Below are 22,447 nucleotides of genomic sequence, written 5' to 3' on the forward strand. Positions count from 1 at the left end.
CCCGGCGCTCTCAGACCAGGGGGTCGAGCGCGGTGGCGGCGTCGAGGACGGTGACGCTGACGGTGGCCCCGGCGACGACGCGGCCGTCGGCTCCGGCCGGGCGGGACGCCGTACGGCGCTCCAGGGCGCCCGAGACGAGGGCGAGGACCAGGGCGGAGGCGGCCAGTGCCGCGCCGACCCAGTTCGGGGCGGTCCAGCCGAGGCCCGCGGCGATCACGAGGCCGCCGAGCCAGGCGGCGAGGGCGTTGCCGAGGTTGAAGGCGCCGATGTTGACGGCGGAGGCCAGGGTGGGCGCGCCGGCGGCCTGGTCGAGGACCCGCTTCTGGAGCGGCGGCACGGTCGCGAAGCCGAGGGCGCCGATGAGCAGGATCGTGACGGCGGCGCCGGCCTTGGTGTGGGCGGTGAGGGTGAAGGCGGCCAGCACGACGGTGAGCGCGCCCAGGGACGCGTACAGCATCGGCATCAGCGCCCGGTCGGCGAAGCGGCCGCCGATGAGGTTGCCGGCGACCATGCCGAGGCCGAGGAGGACGAGGAGCCAGGTGACGGAGGAGCCGGCGAAACCGGCGACGTTGGTCATCATCGGGGTGATGTAGGTGATCGCGGCGAAGACGCCGCCGAAGCCGAGGACGGTCATCCCCATCGCGAGCAGCACCTGGACGTTGCGGAAGGCGGCCAGTTCGCTGGGGATCCGCACGCCGCCGGCGGGGCGGGGGATCTCGGGTACCAGCCGGGCGATGCCGAGCAGGCCGAGGACGCCGAGCGCGGCGACGATCAGGAAGGTGATCCGCCAGCCGAGGGTCTGCCCGACGAGGGTGCCGAGCGGGACGCCGACGACGTTGGCCACGGTCAGGCCGGTGAACATCATGGCGATGGCTCCGGCCTTCTTCTCGGGGGCGACGAGCCCGGCGGCGACGACAGCGCCGATGCCGAAGAAGGCGCCGTGGGCGAGGGAGGCGACGACGCGGCCGGTGAGCATGACGCCGAAGGCCGGGGCGAGCGCGGAGAGCAGGTTGCCCGCGACGAAGAGGCCCATGAGCAGCATCAGCATGCGCTTGCGGGGGATGCGGGTGCCCAGGACGGTCATGATCGGCGCGCCGAGCACCACACCGAGGGCATAACCGGTGACCAGGAAGCCCGCGGTGGGGATCGAGACGCCGTAGTCGGCGGCGACCTCGGGGAGCAGGCCCATGATCACGAACTCGGTGGTGCCGATCCCGAAGGCCCCGATGGCGAGGGCGAGGAGTGCGAGTGGCATGAGGGGAGGTGCCCTTCAGGGGTGGGGAGAGGTGCGGCGCCGGGCCGCCGGCGCTGCGCGGACACATTGCTGCCGCTGCTTACGTGCGTCCACATTAATTGCAGACGCGGGATATTTGCAAGCGCGGGCTATTGCGGAAGTGACCTATCCTGGGGGCACACCGACGAAGGAGGAGCCCATGACGGCCACGGACGGCGCGCTCACCGCCCTCTCCCAGGGCTGGTGCGCCCTGTCCCTCCTGCACGGGCGCATCGAGGCGCACATCGAGCGGGCGCTGCAGGCCGGACACGGGCTCAGCGTGCGCGAGTACTCGCTGCTGGACGTGCTGAGCCGTCAGCACAACGGGCCGGGCGGCCACCTGCGGATGCACCAGGTCGCCGACTCGGTGGTGCTCAGCCAGAGCGCGACGACCCGTCTGGTCAGCCGGCTGGAGGACCGCGGCCTGCTGAGCCGCTACCTCTGCGACACCGACCGGCGGGGCATCTACACCGATGTGAGCGAGGCCGGCCTGGCCCTGCTGGCCGCGGCCCGGCCCACGAACGACGCCGCCCTGCGCGAGGCGCTGGACGAGGCCGCCCGCAAGCCGGAACTCGCCCCGCTGGTCGAGGCCGTGGAGAACCTCCGTACGGCACCCGCCGAGGGCTAGGACGCCGAAAAACCAGTGGAGCCGCGTCGTTGTGCGCGATTACCGTGCTGCCGGACCAGTCGCCTAGGCAAGGACGTGCCGTTGTACACCCTGTGAGACCCCCCGAGTGCTGATTCGTCGCGCGTCGCGCCTGTGCGCCGCGCTCCTTTCTGCTGCGGTCTTCTCACTGGAACCGGTGTACTTCTGTGCTCAATACCTGGGTGGTCGCTCCCACCTGCCTGCCGCTCGTCCTCCGCCGATGCCACACGTGCGCGTCCGAGCGCTTCCGGGCGAACGGCAAATTCCGAATCAACGCCAACCACAAGCTCCTCGACGCCTGGCTCCTCGTGCTCTGCACCGCCTGCGGGGACACGGCGAAACTCACGGTCCTGGAGCGGGTGCACGTGCGCTCCGTACGACCCGAGCTGCTGGACCGGCTGCACGACAACGACCCTGGCCTGGCAGCCGAGTTGCTCCAGGATCCGGTCGTGCGGCGCCGCAATCACATCGCCCTCGACTGGGACGGCGCCTGGCGCCTCGACACCCGCGGATCGGATCACCTGGACCGCGAGGTGATCGACGTGTCGGTCCGCTTCGCGGCGCGGATCCCGGTCCGCCCGGTGCGGCTGATCGCCGAGGGGTGCGGTCTTTCACGGGCCGAGGTCGAGAGACTGATCACGGACGGGAAGCTCGTCTCGGCAGTCCGGCTGAGCGGCAGGCTCTCCGGCGACTTCACCTTCACGCTCAAGCGCTGACCCCTCCCCGGGGCCGGGGGCCTGTCCGGCGGGATCCGCCGGACAGGCCCTAGCCGTTGGACTCCGCCTTCCAGTCCTGGACGAGGAGACCGAGAAGCACCTCGTCGAGGAACTCGCCCATCACCCAGGCGGAGGAGCGCAGCACGCCCTCGCGGACGAAGCCGTTGTGCTCGGCCGAGCGCAGCATCGCGGCGTTGTCCGACAGCGTCTCGATCTGCAGCCGTTGCAAGCCGCGCACGACGAAGCCGTAGTGGCACAGCACCGCGACCACGTCGGTGCCGTAGCCCTTGCCGCGGGAGGACGGCAGCAGCCCGAGGCCGATGTGCGCGGACCGGTTGTGGTTGTCGATGCCCCACAGCGTCGCGGTGCCGACCAGCGTGCCGCCGTCCAACTCCACCACGGAGAACGGGACGTGTCCTTGTTCCTTGTCGTCCACCACGAGCCGCGGATCCTTCGAGCCGGGGGTGATCGGCCGCCACGGCCCGGCTTCGGCCCGCGAGGAGTTGACCACGTCGTCGTAGAGTTCCGCCCGCAGGATCGGGATGTCGTCCTCGTACCGGGCCCTGAGCCCGACCTTTCTGCCCCTTAGCATGCGAACTTCCTATCCGACCGGGCCGGCCGACGGCAAGCAGACCTAGCGGGGAGTCGAGCTCGGCGTGCCCGAGGGCTTCGGCGAGGGCGGCACGGACGTCGAGGGCGAGCCCGCCGGCACCGAGGCCCCCGCGCGGCTAGGGCTGCCACTCGGAATCGGGGTCGCGCGGCCACTCGCGCTCGCGCTCGGCGACAGGTCCGGGCCCGGGCTCGGCGTGAAGCGCGACGACGACGGCGACGGCCGGCTCGTCGGCGGGTGGGGGGATTCCGGGGACGGACCGGGGGCCGTGATCCTCGGCGGGGTGGCGGGCGGCACCGGGGCGGGGGCCTGATCCGGCGCGAACAGCAGGTACCCGATCCCGGCGGCGGCAGCCGCCGCCAGACCGCCGAGGGGCACGGCGAAGCGCCGGAACCGGTCCAAGGGCAGGCGCCTGACCCGCGGCCCGGGCGGATCCGCGGGGCGCAGCAGGCGGAGTTCGACGCCGTCGGCACGCGCGTCGAGGGCCTGTCGCAGCCGGCGCTCGACCGGACGTTCTGCGGAGCGCTCGCCGGCGCGCGTCGTGCGTGTCATATCCGTCCCTCCAGAATCCGTTCCAGCGCGTCCAGGCCACGGCTCGCGTTCGACTTCACCGCTCCCCGGCTGATGCCGAGGGTGGTCGCGATCTCCGCCTCGCTGAGGTCGGCCCAGTAGCGCAGCACCAGGACCTGTCGGCGGCGCGGCGTCAACCGGCCGAGCGCGGCGAGCACTTCGCGATGTGCCTCGTCGAGGACCACGGACGACTCCGCCGACGGCACGTCGACCGCCGCGGGCGGGGTCCAGGCCCGGACGGTCCGCCTGCGGCGCAGCACCGAGCGGGAGGTGTTGACGACGGCGGTCCGCAGGTAGCCCAGCGCGTTGTCGACCTCCGTGATGTGTTCGCCGTGGCGGCGGTACAGGGCCGTGAAGGCGTCCTGCACCACGTCCTCTGCGGTGGCCAGGTCGTCGACGAGCAGCACCGCCAGCCGGACCATCCGCAGCCGGTGCGCGTGGTAGAGCTCGGTGACGGTGGGCGGCTGCGGATCGCCGTGACGCGTGTCGTGCGCGTACGAGGAGCCGTACGAGGAGCCGTGCGGGGAGCCGCCGTACGGGCTCGGGGAGACCGGCGGCGCGGAGCGGTCCCGGCGCAGCAACGACCACAGGCCCCGCCACGCCCGGCCGAAGCCGGGCGCGAGGGGGCCGACGGGTGGTGCGAGTTGGAGCACTGGGTTCCTCAGCTGTTCGCGCGGCGCCGCACGGCGTACAGGGCTCCGGCTCCGGCGAGGATCAGCCCGGTGGCCCCGGCCCCTATGGCGACGGTCGTCGCCGAGGAGCCAGTATGCGCGAGCTCGGACCCTTCGGACCCGGCGGGTACGGCGGAGGGCGAGGCACCGGCCGGGCTGGGCTTGGCACTCGTCCCCGCGGTCGGACGGGACGCGGACGGGCTGGGCTTGACGCTCGACCCCGCCGTCGGCAGGGACGCGGACGGGCTGGGCTTGACGCTCGACCCCGCCGTCGGGTGGGACACGGACGGGCTGGGCTTGACGCTCGACCCCGCCGTCGGCAGGGACGCGGACGGGCTGGGCTGGGCCGAGGGCCCGCTCGCGGCGTGGGCGTGCCCGGAGAGCGCGACGACCGCCCCGGCGGCGGCAGCGGCGACGGCCACCCGGCGGACGCTGAGCGGGACGCGCTTGAGGTTCTTCACGGTGGTTCTCCACGGTCGGGTCGAGAGCGCGGTACCGCGCCCTCCACCCCCTCACGACGCGCGACCCCCGGGGAGGTTGCCGCCGGATCCGAAAAACTTCAGGGCTCTGCCGAGCGTGGCGATGCCGTCCTCGATCTCGCCGGTCGAGCCGGCCGCGTAGCCCAGGATCAGGCCCGGCGGCCCGGGTGCGATGCGGTGCCAGGACAGCGGGTGGGTCTTGACGCCGAGGGTCAGGGCCGACGCGGCGAGATCGGTGTCCGCGAAGTCCGCCCCGTCGAAGGTGACCATCAGGTGCAGGCCCGCCGCCGCGCCGTGCACCCGGGCCCCGGGGAGGCTCTCGGCGACCGCCCGGAGCATGGCGTCGCGGCGGCGGCGGTGGCGGCGCCGCACGAAGCGCAGGTGGCGCTCCAGTTCGCCCGAGTCCATCAGCCGGGCGAGGACCAGTTGGGCGAGGACCGGGTTGCCGAGGTCGGCATAGCGCTTGGCGGCGGTCACGGCCTCGCGCAGGCGCGGCGGGACCAGGAGCCAGCCGAGGCGCAGTGCGGGTGCGAGGAGTTTGGACACGCTCCCGGCGTAGCAGACGGCTTCGGGGAGCAGGGCGCGCAGCGCGGGGACGGGGGCGCGGTCGTAGCGGTGTTCGGCGTCGTAGTCGTCCTCGATGACCAGTCCCCCGGCGGCCGCCCAGCCGAGCAGCTCGCGGCGGCGCTCCCCGTCGAGGACGACTCCGGTCGGGAACTGGTGCGCCGGGGTGAGCAGCACGGCGCCGGCCCCGCTCGCGCGGAGCTCCGCCACGTCCAGCCCGGCCTCGTCCACCGGTACGGGGACGGTCTCCAGGCGGTGGTACTCCAGCTGCTGGCGGGCGCCGAGCGAGCCGGGGTCCTCCACGGCGACCCGGCGCACCCCGTGCTCGCGCAGGACGTGCCCGAGCAGTCCGAGGGCCTGGGCGACCCCCGCGACGATCACCACCTCGTCCGGGTCGGCACGGATCCCGCGGTTGCGGGCCAGCCAGCCGACGACGGCCTCGCGCAGCGCGGGCGCGCCCTGCGGGTTCCCGTAGCCGAAGTCGGCGGGGGTGAGACCGGCGAGCACCCGGCGCTCGGCCTGGAGCCAGGCCGTACGGGGGAAGGCGGTGAGGTCGGGCACCCCGGGCGAGAGGTCGATGCGGCAGGGTACGGCGCGCAGCGCGTCGACCAGGCCGCCCCGGGCCGGGGCGGGGGACGGCGCGGCCACCGGCGGCGGGGCCGCGACGACCACCGTGCCGCCCCGGCCGCGGCCGGACACCTGGCCGGTCTCCGCGAGCCGCTGGTAGGCCTCGGTGACGAGCCCCCGGGAGACGCGGAGTTCGGCGGCGAGCACCCGGCTGGCCGGGAGCCGGCTGCCGACGGGCAGCGTGCCGTCGGCGATGGCGGCCCGGAGCCGCCCGGCCAGCCAGTCGGTACGGCTCCCCTGCGGGGCCTGACCGATGTCGAGCTGCAGGAAGTCGGACCCTGCCGACGCCGTGGCCCCGGGCTGTGCGGTTTTGGACCCCTGGGTCCCGCTCTCTTTGGACCTGCTCACCGGACCATTGTGGGACCACGCTGGACCGCATGAGAACACCATCCACCGCCCTGCGGGATCTGGCGCCCGGAATCGTCGGGATGGCGCTGGTCGGCAGCAGCGTCACCGTTTCCCGGTCCCTCGTCGATGCCCCGCTCTACGCCCTCCAGGCGGCCCGGTACGCGGCCGCCGCTCTGATCCTGCTGGCCCTGGCCCGGGCGGCGAAGGTGCCGCTGCTGCGGCCGCGCGGCCGCGAGTGGCTGTGGCTGGCCGGGATCGCGGCGACGGGGCTCGTGCTGTTCAACGTGGCCGTCGTCCGCGGGGTCGCGCACGCCGAGCCGGCCGTCATCGCGGTGGCGGTGGCCTCCGTACCGATCCTGCTCGGGCTGACCGGTCCGTTCCTGGAGGGCCGCCGGCCCAGCCGTCAGGTGCTGCTCGCGGCGCCCGTGGTCGTGGCCGGGGCGGTCCTGGTCGAGGGGACGGGCCGGACGGACGCCGCCGGGGTGGCCTGGGCCGCTCTGGCGTTGGCCTGCGAGGCCGGGTTCACGCTGCTCGCCGTACCGGTGCTCCGGCGGCACGGCGCGTGGGGGGTGTCCGTGCACGCGGTGTGGATGGGGGCCGTGATGCTGGCGGTGCTCACAGTGTGCGTGGAGCGGCCCTCGGCCCTCCTGGAGATCGGCGCGGCCCAGTGGGCGGCGGCCGGATACCTCGCGGTGATGGTGACGGCGGTGGCCTTCCTGCTCTGGTACCGCACGGTGGCCGCCGTCGGCTCCGGCCGGGCCGGGCTGCTGACCGGGGTCGCCCCGCTCGCGGCGGCCGGGGCCGGCGCGTTGACCGGCGGCGGGGTCCCGGGCCCGGCGGTGTGGCTGGGCCTGGCCGTCGTGATCGCCGGTCTGGCGGCGGGGCTCATGGAGCGACCGGCGGATCACGGCCGGTCCCGGCCCGCCTGGCACCGCGCCTTGCCGCGGTCTCGCCAGGCACGGCACCAGACGACCCGGGCCATCCGACGCTGATCCGCCGGGCACCCCTGAGCCACCGCGCCCGAGGCACCCCGCGCCCGTGAAGGTTCCGGTCCGGACGCCCGCCTCCCCTTGAGGGGGCCCGGCCCGGTGGATCACAATCCGCAGATGGCGACGCCCCCGTACAGCAGTTGGATGCGGTACTTCTCCCCCACCGCCAACCACCGCAGACTCGGCCTGGTCTGCCTCGGGGTGGGGGTGCAGGAGGGTGAACTGCCCGTCGTGGGGCCGCGCGTCCTCGACCACCACGTGGCCGTGGTCGTCACGCGCGGCCGGGGCTGGTTCAGCCACGGCGGCCGGCCCGCCCAGCCGGTGACCGCGCCCGCGCTGCTCTGGCTGGTGCCGGGCGTGGAGCACCACTACGGGCCCGATCCGCGGACCGGCTGGGACGAGTGCTTCGTCGATTTCACGGGCCGCAGCGTGGAGGCGTACACCGACCTCGGCTACGTCACCCCGGACCGCCCGCTCGTGCCGCTGAGCGGAACGGCCGGGGTGCGGCACGTGGTCGACGGGATCGTCCGGGCCGCCCGGCGTGGCGGCCCGCTGCTGGAGGTGGAGGCCGCGGCCGCCGTGCACGCGCTGCTGGTGGCCCTGCGCTACGCCCGCGCCGAGGTGTCCCGGCAGGGGGACGCCGTGATGGACACCCTGGCGCGGGACGCCCTGCTGCCGATATCGGTGGCCGAGCACGCGGCCCGGCTCGGGATGCCGCTGCCGCAGCTGCGCTGGGCGGTGCGGCGCAGTACCGGGGAGGGGGTCAAGGAGTACCTCCTCGGGATCCGGCTGAGCCGGGCGAAGGAGCTGCTGGCCCGCACCGACCTGCCGGTCGCCGGGGTCGCCCGGCGGGTCGGTTACGAGGATCCGGCCTACTTCAGCCGGCTGTTCAGCCGCCGGGTGGGGATGGCCCCCGTACGGTTCCGCGCGCAGCAGTCGGTACGCGGGCCGTCCCGGTGAACGTCAGGGCCGGTAGCCGATGTTGAGCTCAGCGACCGAGGTCCACGGGTTACCGCCCACCTCGCTGGTGGCCTTCAGCCTGACGTAGCGCGCGGTCCGCTGGGTGAAGTTGACGTCCTGCTGCGCCGTGCTGTTCGCGAAGGTCCCGGCGGCGGCCGCCGTCCCCCAGCTGACCCCGTCGGTCGAGGTGAAGAGCTGGTAGTCGGCGATGCGCCCGTTGCTCTGCGTCTGCCGGGGCAGGTAGTGCAGCGCCGAGACGTTGTACGAGGCCCCGAGGTCAAGGGTGATCTCGTGCGGCATCGGCGCGGTGGCCGCGTACCACTGGGTGTGCCAGATGGTGGCGGCGTCCCCGTCCAGGACGTTCGCGGCGCTGCCGTTCTCGCCCGCGGTCTCCTGGCTGTCGACGGCCTTCACGCTCATCTGGCTCTGCGGTACGAGGAGTTCGCCGCCCCCGACCGGGCCGAGGTCGTCCACGGCCAGGTCGTCGAGGACGAGGTCGGCCTCGTTGTGCGAACCCTCGGCGGTCACCTTCCGTACGCCGATCCAGGCGTCGGTCCCGGCGGTGAAGGTCGTGGTGAAGGTGGTGGGCGTACGGGCCTGGCCCAGCGCGGTGGCGGTCTCGGTGGAGCCGGCGTCGGCGCCGGTGATGAACTGGTAGTCGCCGGCGAAGCCGTTCTCGTAGGTGAAGGTCACCTTGTACGAGTTCCCCTGGGTCAGGCGCAGGGTCTGGGGCAGGGTGCGGTAGACGAGCCCGGTCCGCTCCTCGTGCGATTTGAGCGAGTTCTGCCCGCCGATCACGTCGTCGACCAGCTTGCCGTTCCAGCCGGCCTGTGTGTACGGGGCGTTGCGCTGGGCGATGTGCGTGCGCGGGTCGGTGGCCGAGCCGCCGGCGCCGCCGAAGGCGAAGGGGCCCCAGCCCGCGTCGACGTTCTCGAAGTCCTCGGCGAACCAGTGCCCGCCGAGCGGGGTCCGGGCGGAGCGCACCACGCGTACGTCGTCCAGGTAGACGGTGCCGGTGCCGGATCCGGCGGCCGCGGAGAGCCTGATCGTGGCGGTGGACTGGCCGGCCGGGACGTCGAAGAGCACCTTCATGCGCTGCGTCTTCGTGCCGTTCTTCTCGCTGCCGCCGAGGCTGTTGGTCAGCGGTGAGGAGTCGGCGTACACGGAGGCCGCGGCCCCACCGGCCGGGGTGGCGGTGAGGGTCACGGCGCGGCCGGCCGGGGTGGAGACCCAGACGGAGGCGGCGTAGGTGCCGGGGGCGAGGCCGGTGAGCTGCTGGGAGACGGCGGGGGTGGTGCCGGGGGCGAAGGTGAGCTCGTTCTGTCCCTGGGCGTTGCGGGTGACGGCGGCTCCGGTGCCGGTGACGGTCCAGGCGTTCAGGTTCCCGGCGTAGAAGGAGGGGTCCTTGACGGGGGTGCCCTCGCCCCACTTCGGGTCGGCCGCGGCGGGCGCGGCGCCGTTGGTGACCACGTAGGCGGTGCGGGCGGCGGCGCTGATGGTGACCTGGCCCTGGCTCACCGCGAGGTCGCCGGCCAACTGGCGTCCGGTGTCGGTCAGTTTGTAGAGCTTGGGTGCGGTCCAGCCTGCGGGCAGGGTCCAGGTGGTGGAGGCCGCCTTGTCGTTCCAGTGGTAGAGCTTGCCGTCGCGGGGCAGCAGGTAGGCGTCCCCGGACAGCACCGTGCGGCCGCCCGTGGTGATCTGCCGCTTGTTGCCGGAGACGGTGACGGTGGTGCCGTTGGCGAGGGTGACCGTGTCGGCGGTCCACTTCACGATCGGGGATTCCTGGAGGTACTTGGTCGGCAGGTTGACGCCGAAGGTGGTGTTCTGGAAGGCGGTGAAGTCCTTCTTGCCCTGCCAGCCCTCGTAGGCGGTGACCTCGGCGCCGCCGAGGAGCGGGTTGCGGGCGATCCAGTCGTCCTTGGCGTGGTTGGCGATGAAGCGCGCGATGGTGGAGTTGATGCCCTTCAGGTCGCTGCCGCCGTAGTTGACGTCGGCCGCCCAGTGGTGCCAGAGGGACTGCTCGGTGAGGGTGTTGGGGAATTCCGTGGCCAGCTGGAAGCCGAGCTCGCCGATCTCTCGCTGGAGTTTGCGCGAGACGTAGCCGTCCCCGTACCAGACGTCCACGTAGAGGAAGTCGAGCCCGGGGGCGGCGGTCTTGAGGTCCTGGAGGCGCTTCAGCCGCTCCCCGGACTGGCCGTCCTTGCGGGTGTCCACGTAGTACGACTGGTCGAGCCAGTCCCAGCCGAGACCACCGCTCTGGTGGGCCGGGTCGAAGGTGGCCGAGACGGGGTACTCCTCGGTCGCGTTGACGTGCACGCCGAAGTCCGCGTTGTAGGCGTGTCCGGCGGTGGTGAGGGTGTTCAGGTCGACGGCGCCGCCCAGCTTCGAGCCGATGTTCTTGTAGTCCATGTGCGCGGAGTCATGGCCCTCGGAGGCGTATCCCTTGAGGAGGACGAACTGTCCGAGGCCGTCCGTGGCGAGCGAGACCCGCTTGGTCTCGTCCAGGGTCTGCGCGAAGGGGTGCGTGGCCTGGGAGGCGAAGTTGAAGGGGATCCGCTGCACGACCCGGTCGGCGGTCTGCTGCCAGCCGGTGGGCGGGGTCCAGATGTCCCGGTAGGCGACGGCGGCGTCCTGCCAGTCGACGACGGAGTCCGCGTTGCGGTCGGCCGTGATCGCGATACGGGCGTACGGCAGCGGCTCGGTGTCGCCGTCGGCCGCGCCGGCGGCCCGGTGGAGCCAGGCGCCGCTCCACAGTCCGGCGCGCCGGTAGGAGCCCTTGTCGGTGACCCGTTTGCTGATCCGGCCGTTCTCCCGTGCCGTGCCGCCCGAGGGCGTGTCGTAGAGGGAGTTGGAGTCGATGGCTGCGGCCAGCCTGCCGGTGTTGGCCAGGCCGTACATGACGGTGGTCGCGGAGGGGTCGACGGGGGTGCTGCCGGTGATCGGGGTGAAGGTGTCCCCGGTGCCGGTGGTGGCGGTGTGCATGGTGGCCGTGGAGAGCGCGGCGCCCGGCTGGTCGCTGCGGACGCTGACGAGGTGGTGCTCGGGGATCGCGAGGCTGCGCACGCGCAGGGCGGCGGTGTCCTCGATCGCGGTCACCTTGAACTCCACGACCGAACCGGCCACCGAGATCCGGGATCTGATGGTCACTCCGGAGAAGGTGAGCGCGTAGTCCACGGCGGAGGCGGAGGGGGTCGAGGTCACGGTGGGGGTGTAGGCGGTCCCGTTGACCAGGACCGTGCTCAGCGGGTCCTCGTTGCCGTGCAGGACGTCGCCGGTGGCGCGGCGGGTGTAGCCGATGACACGGGGGAAACCGCTGTCCACGCTGACGGACAGCTCGGGCGAGGTGATCGTCACGGGTGCGGCCGCCGCGGCGGGGGCGGCGGGCACGGCCACGACCAGGGTGGCGACCAGGCCGGCCACCGCGGCTGCGGCCGGCCAGAGGGGGGTGCGCATCGGACCTCCGGGAGTCGGCTCTTCCTCGGCGGAAGACCGCTCGGCACGCAGCCCCGAGCGGTCCGCTCACTGACCTGACAGCTTGCGGACCGCGGGGCGCGCAGGCCCATGGACAAAGCGGAGTGCCGTCCTGGACTTACGTGGGGCCGGAGGCTCGGGAGTTGCCCGAATGGGCTCAGGTGGCGGCGGGCACCAGGATGACGGCCGTCCCGTACGCGCACACCTCGGTCCCGATGCTGCCGGCGTCGGTCACGTCGAAGCGCATCGCCAGGATGGCGTTCGCGCCGCGCACCTTCGCCTGTTCGATGAGCCGCTCCATGGCCTGGTTGCGGGTCTCCACCAGGGTCTTGGTGAGGCCCTTCAGCTCGCCGCCGACCATCGACTTCAGGCCCGCGCCGATCTGGCTGCCCAGGTTGCGGGAGCGCACGGTGAGTCCGAAGACCTCGCCGATGACCTGTTCCACCCGGTAGCCGGGGACGTCGTTGGTCGTCACGACCATGACGCCGGTCTGCTGGGCCCCGGGGCCGCCGCCGTAGTCTTCGATACCCATGGCAGCCACTCTCCCCCGGCCCGCCGCCACCCGCATCCGGAGGCGGCCGGGCTCAGGGCATCCGGGCGGCGAGACCGAACTCGTGGGCGAGGACCACGGCCTGGGCGCGGCTGGACAGCTCCAGCTTGCTCATGCAGCGGTGCACGTGGGTCTTGACGGTGGCGGGGCTGAGGACGAGGCGTGCCGCGATGTCGGCGTTGGACAGGCCGGCGCCGACCAGGGCGAGCACCTCGCGCTCGCGCGGGGTCAGCGCGGCCAGCCCGGGGTGCGGGGCGCGGGCGGCCGGGGCCGCGTAGGCGTCGACGAGTCCGCGCAGGGCTCCGGGGCTGAAGAGCATCTCGCCGGCGTGCACGGTGGCGATCGCGGCGAGCAGGCGGTCGGGCGGGGTGTCCTTGAGGAGGAAGCCGCTGGCCCCGACCCGCAGCGCGCGGAAGACGTACTCGTCGGAGTCGAAGGTGGTCAGCACCAGCACCTTGGGAACGCCGGGATGCGTCGTGTCACGCCCGGCGAGGATCCGCTCGGTGGCCGTGATCCCGTCCGTGCCGGGCATCCGGATGTCCATCAGGACCACGTCGGGGCGGGTCTCGGCGGCCAGCCGGACCGCCTCCTCACCGTCCTCGGCCTCGCCCACGACCTCGTAGCCGGGCGCGGCGGTGAGCAGCGCCGTGAGTCCGGACCGGATCAGGAACTGGTCATCGACGACGAGTACGGACGGCATCCGCGTCATCCCCTCCCGCTCGGGGCACGGGGACCCGCAGACAGACCTCGAATCCGCCCCCGGGGGCGGGCTCGGCGGTCACCGTGCCGTGATAGATCGTCGCCCGCTCGCGCATGCCGATCAGCCCCTGGCCCGTGGCGGGCCCCGCGCCGGGCGCGGTGCGGGCCGGTGTGCGCCCGCTGCCTTCGTCCTTGACGCGTACGCGGATCTCGTCCGCACCGTAGTCGACGCGTACGGTCGTACGGGCCTCGGGGGCGTGCTTGATCACGTTGGTGAGCGCCTCCTGGACCACGCGGTACGCGCAGAGGTCGATCCCGGGCGGCAGTGCGTACGCCGTCCCCGTGATCCGTACGTCGACCGGTACGCCGGCCTCCCCGACCCTTTTGACCAGCGCGTCGAGGTGCCCGAGCCCGGGGACCCCGGACTTGGGGCACTCCGTGGCGGAAGCAGACTCCGGGTCCGCGGCGGGGCCTTCCGCGCGGAGCACCTCCAGCATCCGGCGCATCTCGGCCAGGGCCTCGCGGGCGCTGTCGCCGACGGTGTCCAGGGCCCGGCGGGCGGTCGGCGGGTCGGCGGAGAACACGTAGGTGGCGAGCCCCGTCTGGACGGAGATCACCGAAACGTGGTGGGCGATGACGTCGTGCAGTTCGCGGGCGATCCGGATGCGCTCCTCCGTAACGGCCCGGCGGGCCTTCTCCTCCTGCTCCAGGCGGAGTCGGCGGGTGAGCTCGCGCAGCCGGCGCGCGCCGTCGCCGACGACCCAGCAGACGACGGTGGTCACCGTCACGAAGCCGACGCTGAGCGCGCCGATCCCCGGCTCGGCGAGGCGGGTGCCCCAGAGGAACACGAGGAGCGCCCCGGCCGCGCACCGGGCCGAGACCCGGCGGGGCCGCAGGGAGGCCACGGTGTAGAGCGCGGTGGCCAGCCCGCACACGGCGACGACGTGGTAGTAGCCGAGGGTGAAGTAGGCGGCGACGGCGATCCCCGTGGCGCACAGGACGGCGAGGGGGAACCGGCGGCGCAGCACGAGCGGGAGGTAGACCGCGGCGAGGAGGACGTAGGCGAGCGCGTCGGTGTCCCGCCAATAGCCGTTGGGGTCGGGCCAGTTGTGCAGCATGGTGCCCGAGATCCAGAGCGAGCCGGCGGCCCACACGATCTCGCCGACGACCGGTAGCCCGGCTCGGAGCCGGACCGTCGCCGGATGTGTCGCCACGTGCACGTCAACCCCCCTGTGTACCCCCCTGGTTGTACACGGTCGCCCACCGGGGGGGTAGGCGCGTTTCAACCCCTGGATGGGCGCGGGCCGGGGCGGGACGCCCGTAGATTCGGCACCGTCGGCCCACCGGCCGGCGCCGGCCCTGCCCCCCGGGGCCCCGCCGCGCGGCCGTGCCCGTTCGGGGGCGGGCACGGCCCCGCGTGAGCGCCGGCCGGGAGGAAGGCGCCGACTCGCGTTAGATATTGGGCATATCGGGCTAATCGGCGGTGCGGCAGCGGGTGCGCGCGCCCCTCCCTCGTCATAGTCGTCCCTGGCAACCGTCTGGTTGCCGCCCCGCGCCGCACGCCGCGGCCGGGCGGACGACTTCGTAGAGGAGCCGGCTCATGCTGAAGCCCACCAGGACCATCCTCGCTCTCGCCGCCGGAAGCCTGGTGCTCGGCCTGGTCGGGGCCGGGGCCGGGGCCGCCGCCGCCGACGACGACGAGGGGCAGGTGGCCGTCATGCCGTCGCAGGAGATCGTCTCGGACGACGGGGGCAAGCGGGCCGACGACTACGACGAGTACGACGACTACAAGTACAAGCACGCCATCGGCAAGGTCGTCTCCAAGGGACCGCTGAAGGTCCGCAGCGAGCCGACCACCCACTCGAAGGCGGTCGACAAGGTGTACCCGCACCACAAGGTCGAGATCGAGTGCAAGAAGAAGGGCGAGTCGGTCGACGGCAACCGCATCTGGTACCGCCTGCGCAAGGAGTACGGCGCGAGCCCGGAGATGAAGGCGTACGGCAAGAAGCACTGGGTCGCCGCCCGCTACGTCAAGAACCTCACCGAAGTGAAGTACTGCTACTGACCCCCCTCGCCCGGCCCGCGGGTCGACCGCGGCGGCTAGAAGTCGCCGTAGTCGACCTGCCAGGTGGGCAGACCCATCCGGCGCCAGACCGCCACCACCCGGTCCCGGTCGTCGAGCGACACCCGGACCGCGTACCGGTGGCGGACGTGCGCGTCGAACAGCTCCGCCTTCACCACGTCGTCGCGCCGCGTGTCGCCGGCCGCGCGCATCCACAGCTCGTCGTACGGCACCTGGTGGCGCCGCAGCCAGGATTCGGTCTGCGGCCGGTGCTCCTCGCCCCGCCCCGAGAGCAGCACGATCGCGTCCCCGTCGGCGCGCCGGAAGGCGTCGAGCGCGTGCCGTACCGGCTCGTTGAGCAGGTCGAGCTCGCAGCGCGAGAAGTCGTACGGCCCCCGGTCGCCGGTCAGCGCGAGGGTGCCGTCGATGTCGCACATCACCGCGCTGGGCAGCGCCGGGTCGGGTACGTACGCGGTCACGGGCGGCGCCGCCATCGCGCCGGAGCCGCCGTTCAGCCACTCCGCCGTCAGCCGCCACCCGCCCTTGCGGGCCTTCTCGTGCTTCTCGGCCAGGATGCGGATGATCTCCTCGCCGACCCGGTTCTCCCGGGCGGCGTCCCGGCGCAGGCACTCCTCCAGCGGGACGTCGGTGAAGTCGTGCACGACGAAGGTGGCGAGTCCGCCGACCGCCGCCTTGAGTCGCTTCGGAATGTGCTTGGTCAGGTGGGTGTTGTCGACGACCACGTCGAAACCGCCGTCGACGGCCGCGCGGACCGCCGCGTCCTGCACGGCCAGTACGGTCTGCTCGTGCGCCCAGGAGCGGCCCCGCTCGGGGTCCGGGAGGTCGAGCATGCTCCGCAGGTCGTCCAGGTTGACGCGGCGCATCCGGCCGCCGGCCTGCGCCTGGAGGGCGCGCGCCGCGGTCGTCTTGCCGGAGGCCGGCAGTCCCGTCATGACGTGCACGACGGGCAGCGGGGACGCCTCCGCGTCCGCCTCCCGCGCGGCGGGCCGCGGTACGGAATGCGGTGCGGCGGAGGCCGCCGGAAGGGCCGCGGCCGGGTCGGCAGCGCGCGGCGCGGGCTGCGGCGCGGGGCGGCGCGCTTCCGCGGGCCCGTCCGCGTCCTCCTCGTCGGTGGTGTACGGGTCGGCCGTCTCCGGCCGCACGTGTCGCCAGGTCGTGAGCTCGGTCGGCCGGCCGTCGAGCCGCATGAACATCGCCGGGCGGACCTCCCGGTCGGCCAGTTCGTTGACGGCGCGGGCGAAGGCGCCCCGGTCGGCGGCCAGGTGGACCAGGCCCGCGTAGGCCTCGTCGATGGCGTGCTCGTGCCGCGCGGCCTCCTCCTCCAGGCGGGCGATGACCTCGCGCACCCAGGCGTCGAACTCGTCGGGCACCTGCTGCAGCAGCGCGTCCAGTGGCTTGCCGCCCGAGGCCTCGACCTCGGCAACGGTGCAGTTCAGGGCCTGCGCGAGCCGCTTGGCGGGCAGGCCCGTGAACCGCTGGATGCCGTGGCTGCGCCAGATGTCCCGCTCGTTGACGCCGGTGAGCACCCGGTGCAGGCGCACGTACTCGGCGATCTTGGCCTTCGCACGCACTCCGGACGCGAAGCGCAGGACGAAGCCCTCGGCGTCGGTACCGGTGGCCGCGGCGCCGCCGGGCATGGTGCTGGACTCGGTCAGCGCGATCAGCTCGTCGAGGGGCATGGCGGGCCACACCGTGACGACGGAGCCGATGCCCTCCCAGTGGGCCGCGGCCTCGGTGAGCGGGACCTCGGTGCCGTCGCGGCCGAAGGCGGCGAGGAGGACCAGGTCCCGGCGGTCGCCGTAGTTCACGACGATGCGGTTCTCCGGGTACAGGATCTCCGCGAGGTAGGTGACTCCCGGGCGCAGCGCGGAGGTGTCCTTGCCGTCGAGGCGCCGCTGGGCCCAGGTCGCCTGGGTGCTGGTGAAGGAACCCTTGGAGGCGACCCTCCAGTGGCCGGCGTAGTGGAACACCACCGCGAGGCTGCCGTCGACCTTCTCGTACACCTCGAACGGCTCGTCCGGGAGCGCGGGTGCGTACGGCATGCCGGCCTCGTGCTCGCCGACGTTGAAGAACTTCGGCAGCGGCAGGGCGACGATCGCGCGGGTGGTGTCGTCGGCGACGAGTCCGCGGCATCGTGTGGTGACCTGGTTCCAGAGGCCCTGGTACTGGGCCGTCCGCGTGTACGTGTAGATCGACAGCGGCAGCTCGGGGTGCGGCTTGCGGGTCACGTGTCCGGCGGCGATCGACTCGGCCAGCGCCTGAGCGGGCATCAGGTCATGCAGAGTCAGGAGCTCCTGGCTCATGGGTTCCTCCCGGTTTGAGATGGTTCATTCTCATGTGCGGGAGGTGGCACGCGGTACTCAATTATGCCTGATCGACGCGGTACCCAGCCGGTTGATGTCCCGGGTGCGCAGGACGCGGCCGGGAACCGCGGTGCCGGGTGTCGCGACGGCGATCATCGCACGGCCCAGGGCCTCGGTGGTGGTGACGAGGTCCGGAGCAATCCGGCGCAGCAGGGGGAACAGCGGTGCGGTGAGCGCGTAGAGGCTCCGGTAGAGCCGGGTCTTGGAGGGCACGCCACGCAGCGGCTGGATCAGCCCGGGGCGGAACATGTAGGCCTGGAAGGGCAGTTCCAGCAGGTCGTTCTCGGTCTTGCCCTTGACCCGGGCCCACATGGAGCGGCCCCGCTCGGTGCTGTCGGTGCCCTCGCCGGACACGTAGACGAAGGTCAGGCGGGGGTTGGCGGCGGCGAGCGGGCGGGCCACCGCGAGGGTCAGGTCGTAGATGACGCGGCGGTAGGCCTCCTCCTTCATCCCGACGGAGGAGACGCCGAGGCAGAAGAAGCAGGCGTCGAACGCCGCCGGGTCGAGGTCGGGCGCGGAGAGGTCCGACGGGTCGGGCTGGACGCGCTCGCGCAGTTTGGGGTGGCTGACGCCGAGCGGGGTGCGCCCGACGGCGAGGACGGAGGTGACGGACGCGTCGCGCAGGCACTCGCGCAGGACGCCCCGGCCGATCATTCCGGTCGCGCCGAAGAGGATGACGTTCACGGGCGCAGCGTAAGCCCTGGCCGGGCGGGGTTCGGGGATGAGCCGCGGCTCCCTTGCGGGTACGCGCCTGGCCGGGTGGCCGCCCGGGATCAGCCCGCGGAGTTGCCGGTGAGCGCCGGTCGGTGGGAGGTGACGAACTTGGCGCAGGTGAACAGGCAGGCGGCTACCGCGATCCAGAGCAGGACCTCGCCCAGCGGGCGGAGCCAGGCCACGCCGGTCGGGTCCGCCGCGGAGAGGCAGGCGGCGGCCGTCATGCCGAGCGGGAAGACGGTGGCCCAGCGCCGGATGTCGTAGCGCGGCCGGGGGTGGCGCAGTTCGGCGGTGAGGAGCACGGCGTACCAGGTGAGGGAGAGGCCCAGCAGCGCGAGGGTGGCGGTACGCAGCACTGTGTGCGCCGAACCGGTCCATACGGGTGATGCCGTGAGCTTGGAGGCGGCCAGGGAGGAGATGGCCAGCGCACCGCCCGCCACCCAGTGGTCCCCCGCTCCGCCCGCCACCTCGCCCAGGTCGAAGCGGGCCAGGGCCACCGCGTAGAGCAGCAGCCCGAGGCAGAAGCAGGCCAGCGCCGCCCACGCGAGCCAGTCATGGTGTTCGGCGGCGGCGAGGACGGCCGCGAGGACGGCGAGCCCCTGGGTGGCGACGCAGACGAGGAAGGCCACGCCGGGCATGCGGCGCCGCCAGTGCCGTACGACGGCGAACAGCAGCCCGGGCCAGAGCACGGCGGCCAGGGCCAGCAGGGCGGCGGCCACGTCCTGCCATCCGAGCAGGGAGAGCCGGGTGCCGAGCACGGTGGTGGCGGCGACGGCGGTCAAGGCGGCCGGGGTGTCCGCCTCGGCCCGGAACCGCCTGCGGTCACCCAGCAGCCGGGCCGTGAAATCGGCGGCGAGGACCAGCCACAGCGCCCCGGCGAGGGCGAGCGCGATCAGGGACGGTACCTCGTGCCCGGTCAGGTGCAGGCCGACGGAGATGATGCCGACGGCCATGACGGCGGCTCCCGCGGCCGGCGGGAGTCCGGCCCACCAGCCGCGGCCGGGAAGGGGGCTCACCCCTCCAGCGGACCCCACGGGCGGGCGGCCCGCCACCGGGCGGGCCCGGCCGGGAACCTTCGCGGCGCGGTCGGCGTCTCCTGCTCCGCCGTCTCGGCGAGCCCGGCGACCAGGTACTGGACGGGGGTGAGATGGAATGGACAGTTCCGCCATCCTGACGGTGGCCGGAATCCGTTCGCAACACAGTCACTCCGTCGCTCAGGGAGCCGTACACCATGTGGTCGCCGATGTCCCCAGCCGCCGTGCCGGCCGGGGACGGGTTCGAGTGGTTCACCGACACGTCCGCCCGCGCCCCGGCGCCCGCGCCCCTCGGCAGCGGCGGCCCGAACGCCTTGCGCGCGGAGGCCGCCGTCGTGAACCTGGGCGAATCCGTGCGGCTGTCGGCGCTCCGCAGGCAAGGCGACCCGGGACAGTGCCCGTTGGGGCTGGTGCCCGGGAGCCCGCTGTGGATCGCCCGGCACCGCGACGGCTCCGGACCCGTCACCGGGGACGTGATCACGATGCTCTGGGACACCACGCACCCCTCCGAGGAGGGCATGCTGCGGGCCGTCGTCCTCCAGATCCCCACGGCCGTGCTGCCGCTGCCCGCCGACAAGGTCGACCGGCTGCTGGCGCGGCGGATCCCCGCCGACCGGGGGTCGGGGGCGATCCTCGGCCAGTTCATCGCCTCGCTGGCGGTCCACGCGGCCGATTGCGGTCCGCTGGAGCTGGCCCGGCTGGGCGGCGTGGCGGTGGACCTGGTCACCGCGTGCCTCGCCGCGCACGCGGACGCGTACGAGGAGCTGCCCGGCGAGGTCGCGGACCAGGCCCTGCGGGCGCGGATCGGCTCCTTCATCGAGCACAACCTCGGCAGCACCGAGCTGACTCCGCAGACCATCGCCGCCCGGCACCACATCTCGCTGCGCCGCCTCCACCTCCTCTTCCAGGGGCAGGCGGAGAGCGTGGCGGCCTCCATCCGGCGCCGCCGCCTCGAACGGTGCCGCGCCGACCTGAGCCGCCCCGAGCTGCTCTCGCGGCCCATCCACGCGATCGCCGCGCACTGGGGGTTCACCAACCCCGCCGTCTTCAGCCGCGCCTTCCGCGAGGCGTACGGCATCAGTCCGAAGGAGTTGCGCGTCCGCGCGGCCCAAACCTCCTGCACGCATGATCAACAGAACCTGCGCGCTCTGCACAGGCAGCGGTCCGGCCCGGCCATAGGCTCTGGTTGAGACGGGGACCTGCCGGTCCGTCACAGGGGAGCGGGCCGGCTGCTTCCACGGGTCCTGCGCGCTGCCTCCTCAGCCCAGGGCGTCCGCTCCCCGTACGCGGGGGGTGCGGTGGCGGCGGCGGCCACCACCGCTCCCACCTCCGCTCTTTCCGCCACGGCGGCCCGACGCTCCGTCACGGGCGCTAGCCTGAGCCGATGGACGAGATCGACGGCGTGGAGATCATCGCCTTCCCGGACGGCGCGGCGTTCGAGGGCTGGCTGGCCGAACACCACACCCGCCACGAGGGGGTGTGGGTCAAGGTGGCGAAGAAGAAGTCCGGCATCCCGAGCGTCGGCGACGACGAGCTGGTCGACATCGGGCTCTGCTACGGGTGGATCTCCGGGCAGCGGCGGTCCCTCGACGAGCGGTACTACCTCCAGAAGTACGTGCCGCGCCGACCCCGGAGCCTGTGGTCGCAGGTCAATGTCGACAAGGTCGCGATGCTGGCGGCCGCGGGCCGGATGCGGGAACCCGGGCTGGCCGAGGTGCGCAAGGCGCAGGAGGACGGACGCTGGGCGGCGGCCTACGGGTCGCAGAGGACGGCGACGGTACCGCCCGATCTCGCCGCGGCGCTCGAGGCGGACCCGGAGGCCGGGAAGGCGTTCGAGGCGCTGGACAGGACCGGGCGCTACCTGGTGGTGCTGCCCCTGCTCCAGGCGCTGACACCGGAGACCAGGCAGGCCCGGCTCGACCGGGCGCTGCACCTGCTGGCGGCCGGTGGCCGGCCGGGGTGACTCAGGGCTGGGCCAGCCGCTGGTAGAGGCTGCGGATGTCGATCCCGGCCTCCTCGGCCACCAGCGGCAGGGTGTCGAAGGAGAGCTCCCACTCCCCCCGCGGGCCGAACCGCTCGACGATCCCGAACGGGATGGCGGTGCCCTGGGTGCTGGTGATCGTGCCGTGCCACTCCACGTAGGTGGTGCTTCCGCCGAAGGCGACCTGGCCCGACTGGAACTTCACGTCCGCCTTCTCGAAGAACCTCTTGAGGTAGGCGCTCTTGCCCTCCGCGGTGGCCAGCGGGGCGGCCAGGCCCGGGCCGGTCAGCCGGGCGTTGCCCACCCGGCCGGTCAGCGCGGCGACGTCCTCGCCGTTCCAGGCCGCCAGCCGGGCCGTGATCTCGTCGGCGCGGAACCGTTCGGGGCCGCGGCCGGTGGCGGGCCCCGCGTCCGCGATGCCGTCGAAGAGGGGGCGCAGTTCGGGCGCCACCGGCCTGAAGATCTCGTAGCGGTCGTAGTAGCGGCGAGCCTGGATGGTCTTCCCGTCGTCCGACAGGACGTTGCGGGCGATCTGGAGGTAGGTCACCTTCTGCCCCTTGACCGTGACCTCGTTGCGCTGGCCGAACATCATCACCGCGCCGTCGGCCACCACGTTGGTGCCCACGTAGCGCAGGTCGGGGGCGAGGCCCAGGGAGCCGGTGATCGAGGCGCCGATCACGGCGTGCCCGCGCTGGGCGGGGCCGCCCGCCTCCCAGAGCGTGGCGTCCGCGTCGAAGATGTCCAGGTACGCGGCGACCCTCGGGTGGGTCGGACCACCGGGCACGGGAGGCGTGCCGGTCGGCATCTCGCCGAAGGCGATCTGCCGCTTCATGAAGGCGCAGGCGTTCGGGGTGATCAGCCCTTCCAGCCGCTCGACCTTGTCCCGGACCTCGGCGCACTCGCCGCTCCGCCCGGCGGCGGCCGGCCGGCCCGCCTGGCTCGCCGCGGCCGGGGAGGACGAGCCGGCCGTGACCGCGCCGATCGACAGGCCGGCGGCGACGGCCACCGCGGCGAGCCGCCCGGTCCGCGCCACCGTCTGCTTCTTCGTACGCCGCTGCTGCTGCCGGATCGCCGTCATGACCGCACTTCTCCCTCTGCC

At 73.4% G+C, this 22,447-nt stretch carries 21 protein-coding genes; 8 read left to right on the forward strand and 13 right to left on the reverse strand.

The window, feature by feature from the left end; translation table 11 throughout:
* Window positions 1-10 precede the first annotated feature (10 nt).
* Window positions 11-1,255 carry an MFS transporter gene (locus tag ACGFYU_RS10210; protein WP_393826822.1) on the reverse strand — a complete coding sequence of 415 codons (1,245 nt, stop codon included), beginning with the start codon at window positions 1,253-1,255 and terminating at the stop codon, window positions 11-13.
* A 178-nt stretch (window positions 1,256-1,433) separates the two neighbouring features.
* Here ACGFYU_RS10210 and ACGFYU_RS10215 point away from each other — a divergent pair, with 178 nt between their 5' ends.
* Together ACGFYU_RS10215 and ACGFYU_RS10220 are read left to right on the forward strand one after the other, a co-directional pair.
* Window positions 1,434-1,901 (forward strand): MarR family winged helix-turn-helix transcriptional regulator, encoded by a 468-nt coding sequence (locus tag ACGFYU_RS10215; protein ID WP_393826823.1) that lies wholly within the window; start codon window positions 1,434-1,436, stop codon window positions 1,899-1,901.
* A gap of 185 nt (window positions 1,902-2,086) precedes the next feature.
* Window positions 2,087-2,635 (forward strand): DUF1062 domain-containing protein, encoded by a 549-nt coding sequence (locus ACGFYU_RS10220; RefSeq protein ID WP_393826824.1) that lies wholly within the window; start codon window positions 2,087-2,089, stop codon window positions 2,633-2,635.
* A gap of 49 nt (window positions 2,636-2,684) precedes the next feature.
* Here the strand turns inward: ACGFYU_RS10220 and ACGFYU_RS10225 are convergent, their stop codons facing one another.
* A complete protein-coding gene (locus ACGFYU_RS10225) occupies window positions 2,685-3,227 on the reverse strand; it encodes a GNAT family N-acetyltransferase (protein ID WP_393826825.1) in 543 nt (180 codons plus the stop codon).
* 64 nt (window positions 3,228-3,291) lie between these two features.
* Between ACGFYU_RS10225 and ACGFYU_RS10230 the strand changes: the two genes are divergently transcribed.
* Window positions 3,292-3,558, forward strand: a complete 267-nt coding sequence (locus ACGFYU_RS10230) for a hypothetical protein (protein ID WP_393826826.1) — start codon at window positions 3,292-3,294, stop codon at window positions 3,556-3,558.
* Between the two features lie 235 nt (window positions 3,559-3,793).
* Here the strand turns inward: ACGFYU_RS10230 and ACGFYU_RS10235 are convergent, their stop codons facing one another.
* Genes ACGFYU_RS10235 through ACGFYU_RS10245 form a run of 3 tightly spaced genes read right to left on the reverse strand, consistent with a single transcriptional unit; the run spans window position 3,794 to window position 6,546 of the window.
* Window positions 3,794-4,468: an RNA polymerase sigma factor gene (locus ACGFYU_RS10235; protein ID WP_393826827.1), complete on the reverse strand. Its 675-nt coding sequence runs from the start codon at window positions 4,466-4,468 to the stop codon at window positions 3,794-3,796.
* An 8-nt stretch (window positions 4,469-4,476) separates the two neighbouring features.
* Window positions 4,477-4,947, reverse strand: coding sequence for an LPXTG cell wall anchor domain-containing protein (locus tag ACGFYU_RS10240; RefSeq protein WP_393826828.1), 471 nt, complete (start codon window positions 4,945-4,947; stop codon window positions 4,477-4,479).
* Between the two features lie 51 nt (window positions 4,948-4,998).
* Window positions 4,999-6,546: a PLP-dependent aminotransferase family protein gene (locus ACGFYU_RS10245; RefSeq protein ID WP_393826829.1), complete on the reverse strand. Its 1,548-nt coding sequence runs from the start codon at window positions 6,544-6,546 to the stop codon at window positions 4,999-5,001.
* Here ACGFYU_RS10245 and ACGFYU_RS10250 point away from each other — a divergent pair.
* A complete protein-coding gene (locus ACGFYU_RS10250; protein WP_393826830.1) occupies window positions 6,534-7,496 on the forward strand; it encodes an EamA family transporter in 963 nt (320 codons plus the stop codon). The two genes, ACGFYU_RS10245 and ACGFYU_RS10250, sit on opposite strands and share 13 nt — an antisense overlap.
* A gap of 114 nt (window positions 7,497-7,610) precedes the next feature.
* On the forward strand, window positions 7,611-8,453 hold the full coding sequence (locus ACGFYU_RS10255) for a helix-turn-helix domain-containing protein (RefSeq protein WP_393826831.1): 843 nt from the start codon (window positions 7,611-7,613) through the stop codon (window positions 8,451-8,453).
* 3 nt (window positions 8,454-8,456) lie between these two features.
* On the opposite strand, the gene ACGFYU_RS10260 is transcribed toward ACGFYU_RS10255, so the two are convergent.
* From ACGFYU_RS10260 to ACGFYU_RS10275, 4 genes are all read right to left on the reverse strand, one after another.
* Entirely contained in the window at window positions 8,457-11,906 is a 3,450-nt protein-coding gene (locus ACGFYU_RS10260; protein ID WP_393826832.1) for an endo-alpha-N-acetylgalactosaminidase family protein, read from the reverse strand.
* Between the two features lie 175 nt (window positions 11,907-12,081).
* The gene (locus ACGFYU_RS10265; RefSeq protein WP_393826833.1) at window positions 12,082-12,456 is read right to left on the reverse strand and encodes a YbjQ family protein; all 375 of its coding nucleotides are present in this window, start codon (window positions 12,454-12,456) and stop codon (window positions 12,082-12,084) included.
* Between the two features lie 52 nt (window positions 12,457-12,508).
* A complete protein-coding gene (locus tag ACGFYU_RS10270; protein WP_393826834.1) occupies window positions 12,509-13,174 on the reverse strand; it encodes a response regulator in 666 nt (221 codons plus the stop codon).
* Window positions 13,149-14,393 carry a sensor histidine kinase gene (locus ACGFYU_RS10275; protein WP_393826835.1) on the reverse strand — a complete coding sequence of 415 codons (1,245 nt, stop codon included), beginning with the start codon at window positions 14,391-14,393 and terminating at the stop codon, window positions 13,149-13,151. Before ACGFYU_RS10275 ends, ACGFYU_RS10270 begins: the two co-directional genes overlap by 26 nt.
* 380 nt (window positions 14,394-14,773) lie before the next feature.
* Between ACGFYU_RS10275 and ACGFYU_RS10280 the strand changes: the two genes are divergently transcribed.
* On the forward strand, window positions 14,774-15,238 hold the full coding sequence (locus tag ACGFYU_RS10280) for an SH3 domain-containing protein (RefSeq protein ID WP_393826836.1): 465 nt from the start codon (window positions 14,774-14,776) through the stop codon (window positions 15,236-15,238).
* A 35-nt stretch (window positions 15,239-15,273) separates the two neighbouring features.
* Here ACGFYU_RS10280 and ACGFYU_RS10285 read toward each other — a convergent pair whose 3' ends face one another.
* The 3 genes from ACGFYU_RS10285 to ACGFYU_RS10295 form a co-directional block, all read right to left on the reverse strand.
* Window positions 15,274-17,559: an RNA ligase gene (locus ACGFYU_RS10285; RefSeq protein WP_393826837.1), complete on the reverse strand. Its 2,286-nt coding sequence runs from the start codon at window positions 17,557-17,559 to the stop codon at window positions 15,274-15,276.
* Window positions 17,560-17,616: 57 nt separating this feature from the next.
* A complete protein-coding gene (locus ACGFYU_RS10290) occupies window positions 17,617-18,303 on the reverse strand; it encodes an epimerase (protein WP_393826838.1) in 687 nt (228 codons plus the stop codon).
* 89 nt (window positions 18,304-18,392) lie between these two features.
* Window positions 18,393-19,349 carry a tellurite resistance/C4-dicarboxylate transporter family protein gene (locus tag ACGFYU_RS10295; protein ID WP_393826839.1) on the reverse strand — a complete coding sequence of 319 codons (957 nt, stop codon included), beginning with the start codon at window positions 19,347-19,349 and terminating at the stop codon, window positions 18,393-18,395.
* A gap of 227 nt (window positions 19,350-19,576) precedes the next feature.
* On the opposite strand from ACGFYU_RS10295, the gene ACGFYU_RS10300 reads away from it, so the two are divergent.
* Both ACGFYU_RS10300 and ACGFYU_RS10305 read left to right on the forward strand, forming a co-directional pair.
* Window positions 19,577-20,557 carry a helix-turn-helix domain-containing protein gene (locus ACGFYU_RS10300; RefSeq protein ID WP_393826840.1) on the forward strand — a complete coding sequence of 327 codons (981 nt, stop codon included), beginning with the start codon at window positions 19,577-19,579 and terminating at the stop codon, window positions 20,555-20,557.
* A 194-nt stretch (window positions 20,558-20,751) separates the two neighbouring features.
* The gene (locus ACGFYU_RS10305) at window positions 20,752-21,330 is read left to right on the forward strand and encodes a YdeI family protein (protein WP_393826841.1); all 579 of its coding nucleotides are present in this window, start codon (window positions 20,752-20,754) and stop codon (window positions 21,328-21,330) included.
* Between the two features lies 1 nt (window position 21,331).
* Here the strand turns inward: ACGFYU_RS10305 and ACGFYU_RS10310 are convergent, their stop codons facing one another.
* A complete protein-coding gene (locus tag ACGFYU_RS10310) occupies window positions 21,332-22,426 on the reverse strand; it encodes a hypothetical protein (protein WP_393826842.1) in 1,095 nt (364 codons plus the stop codon).
* Window positions 22,427-22,447 lie beyond the last annotated feature (21 nt).

Origin of the sequence: Streptomyces sp. NPDC048337, assembly GCF_043201175.1 — a bacterium.
In the GTDB taxonomy this organism is placed as follows: domain Bacteria; phylum Actinomycetota; class Actinomycetes; order Streptomycetales; family Streptomycetaceae; genus Streptomyces.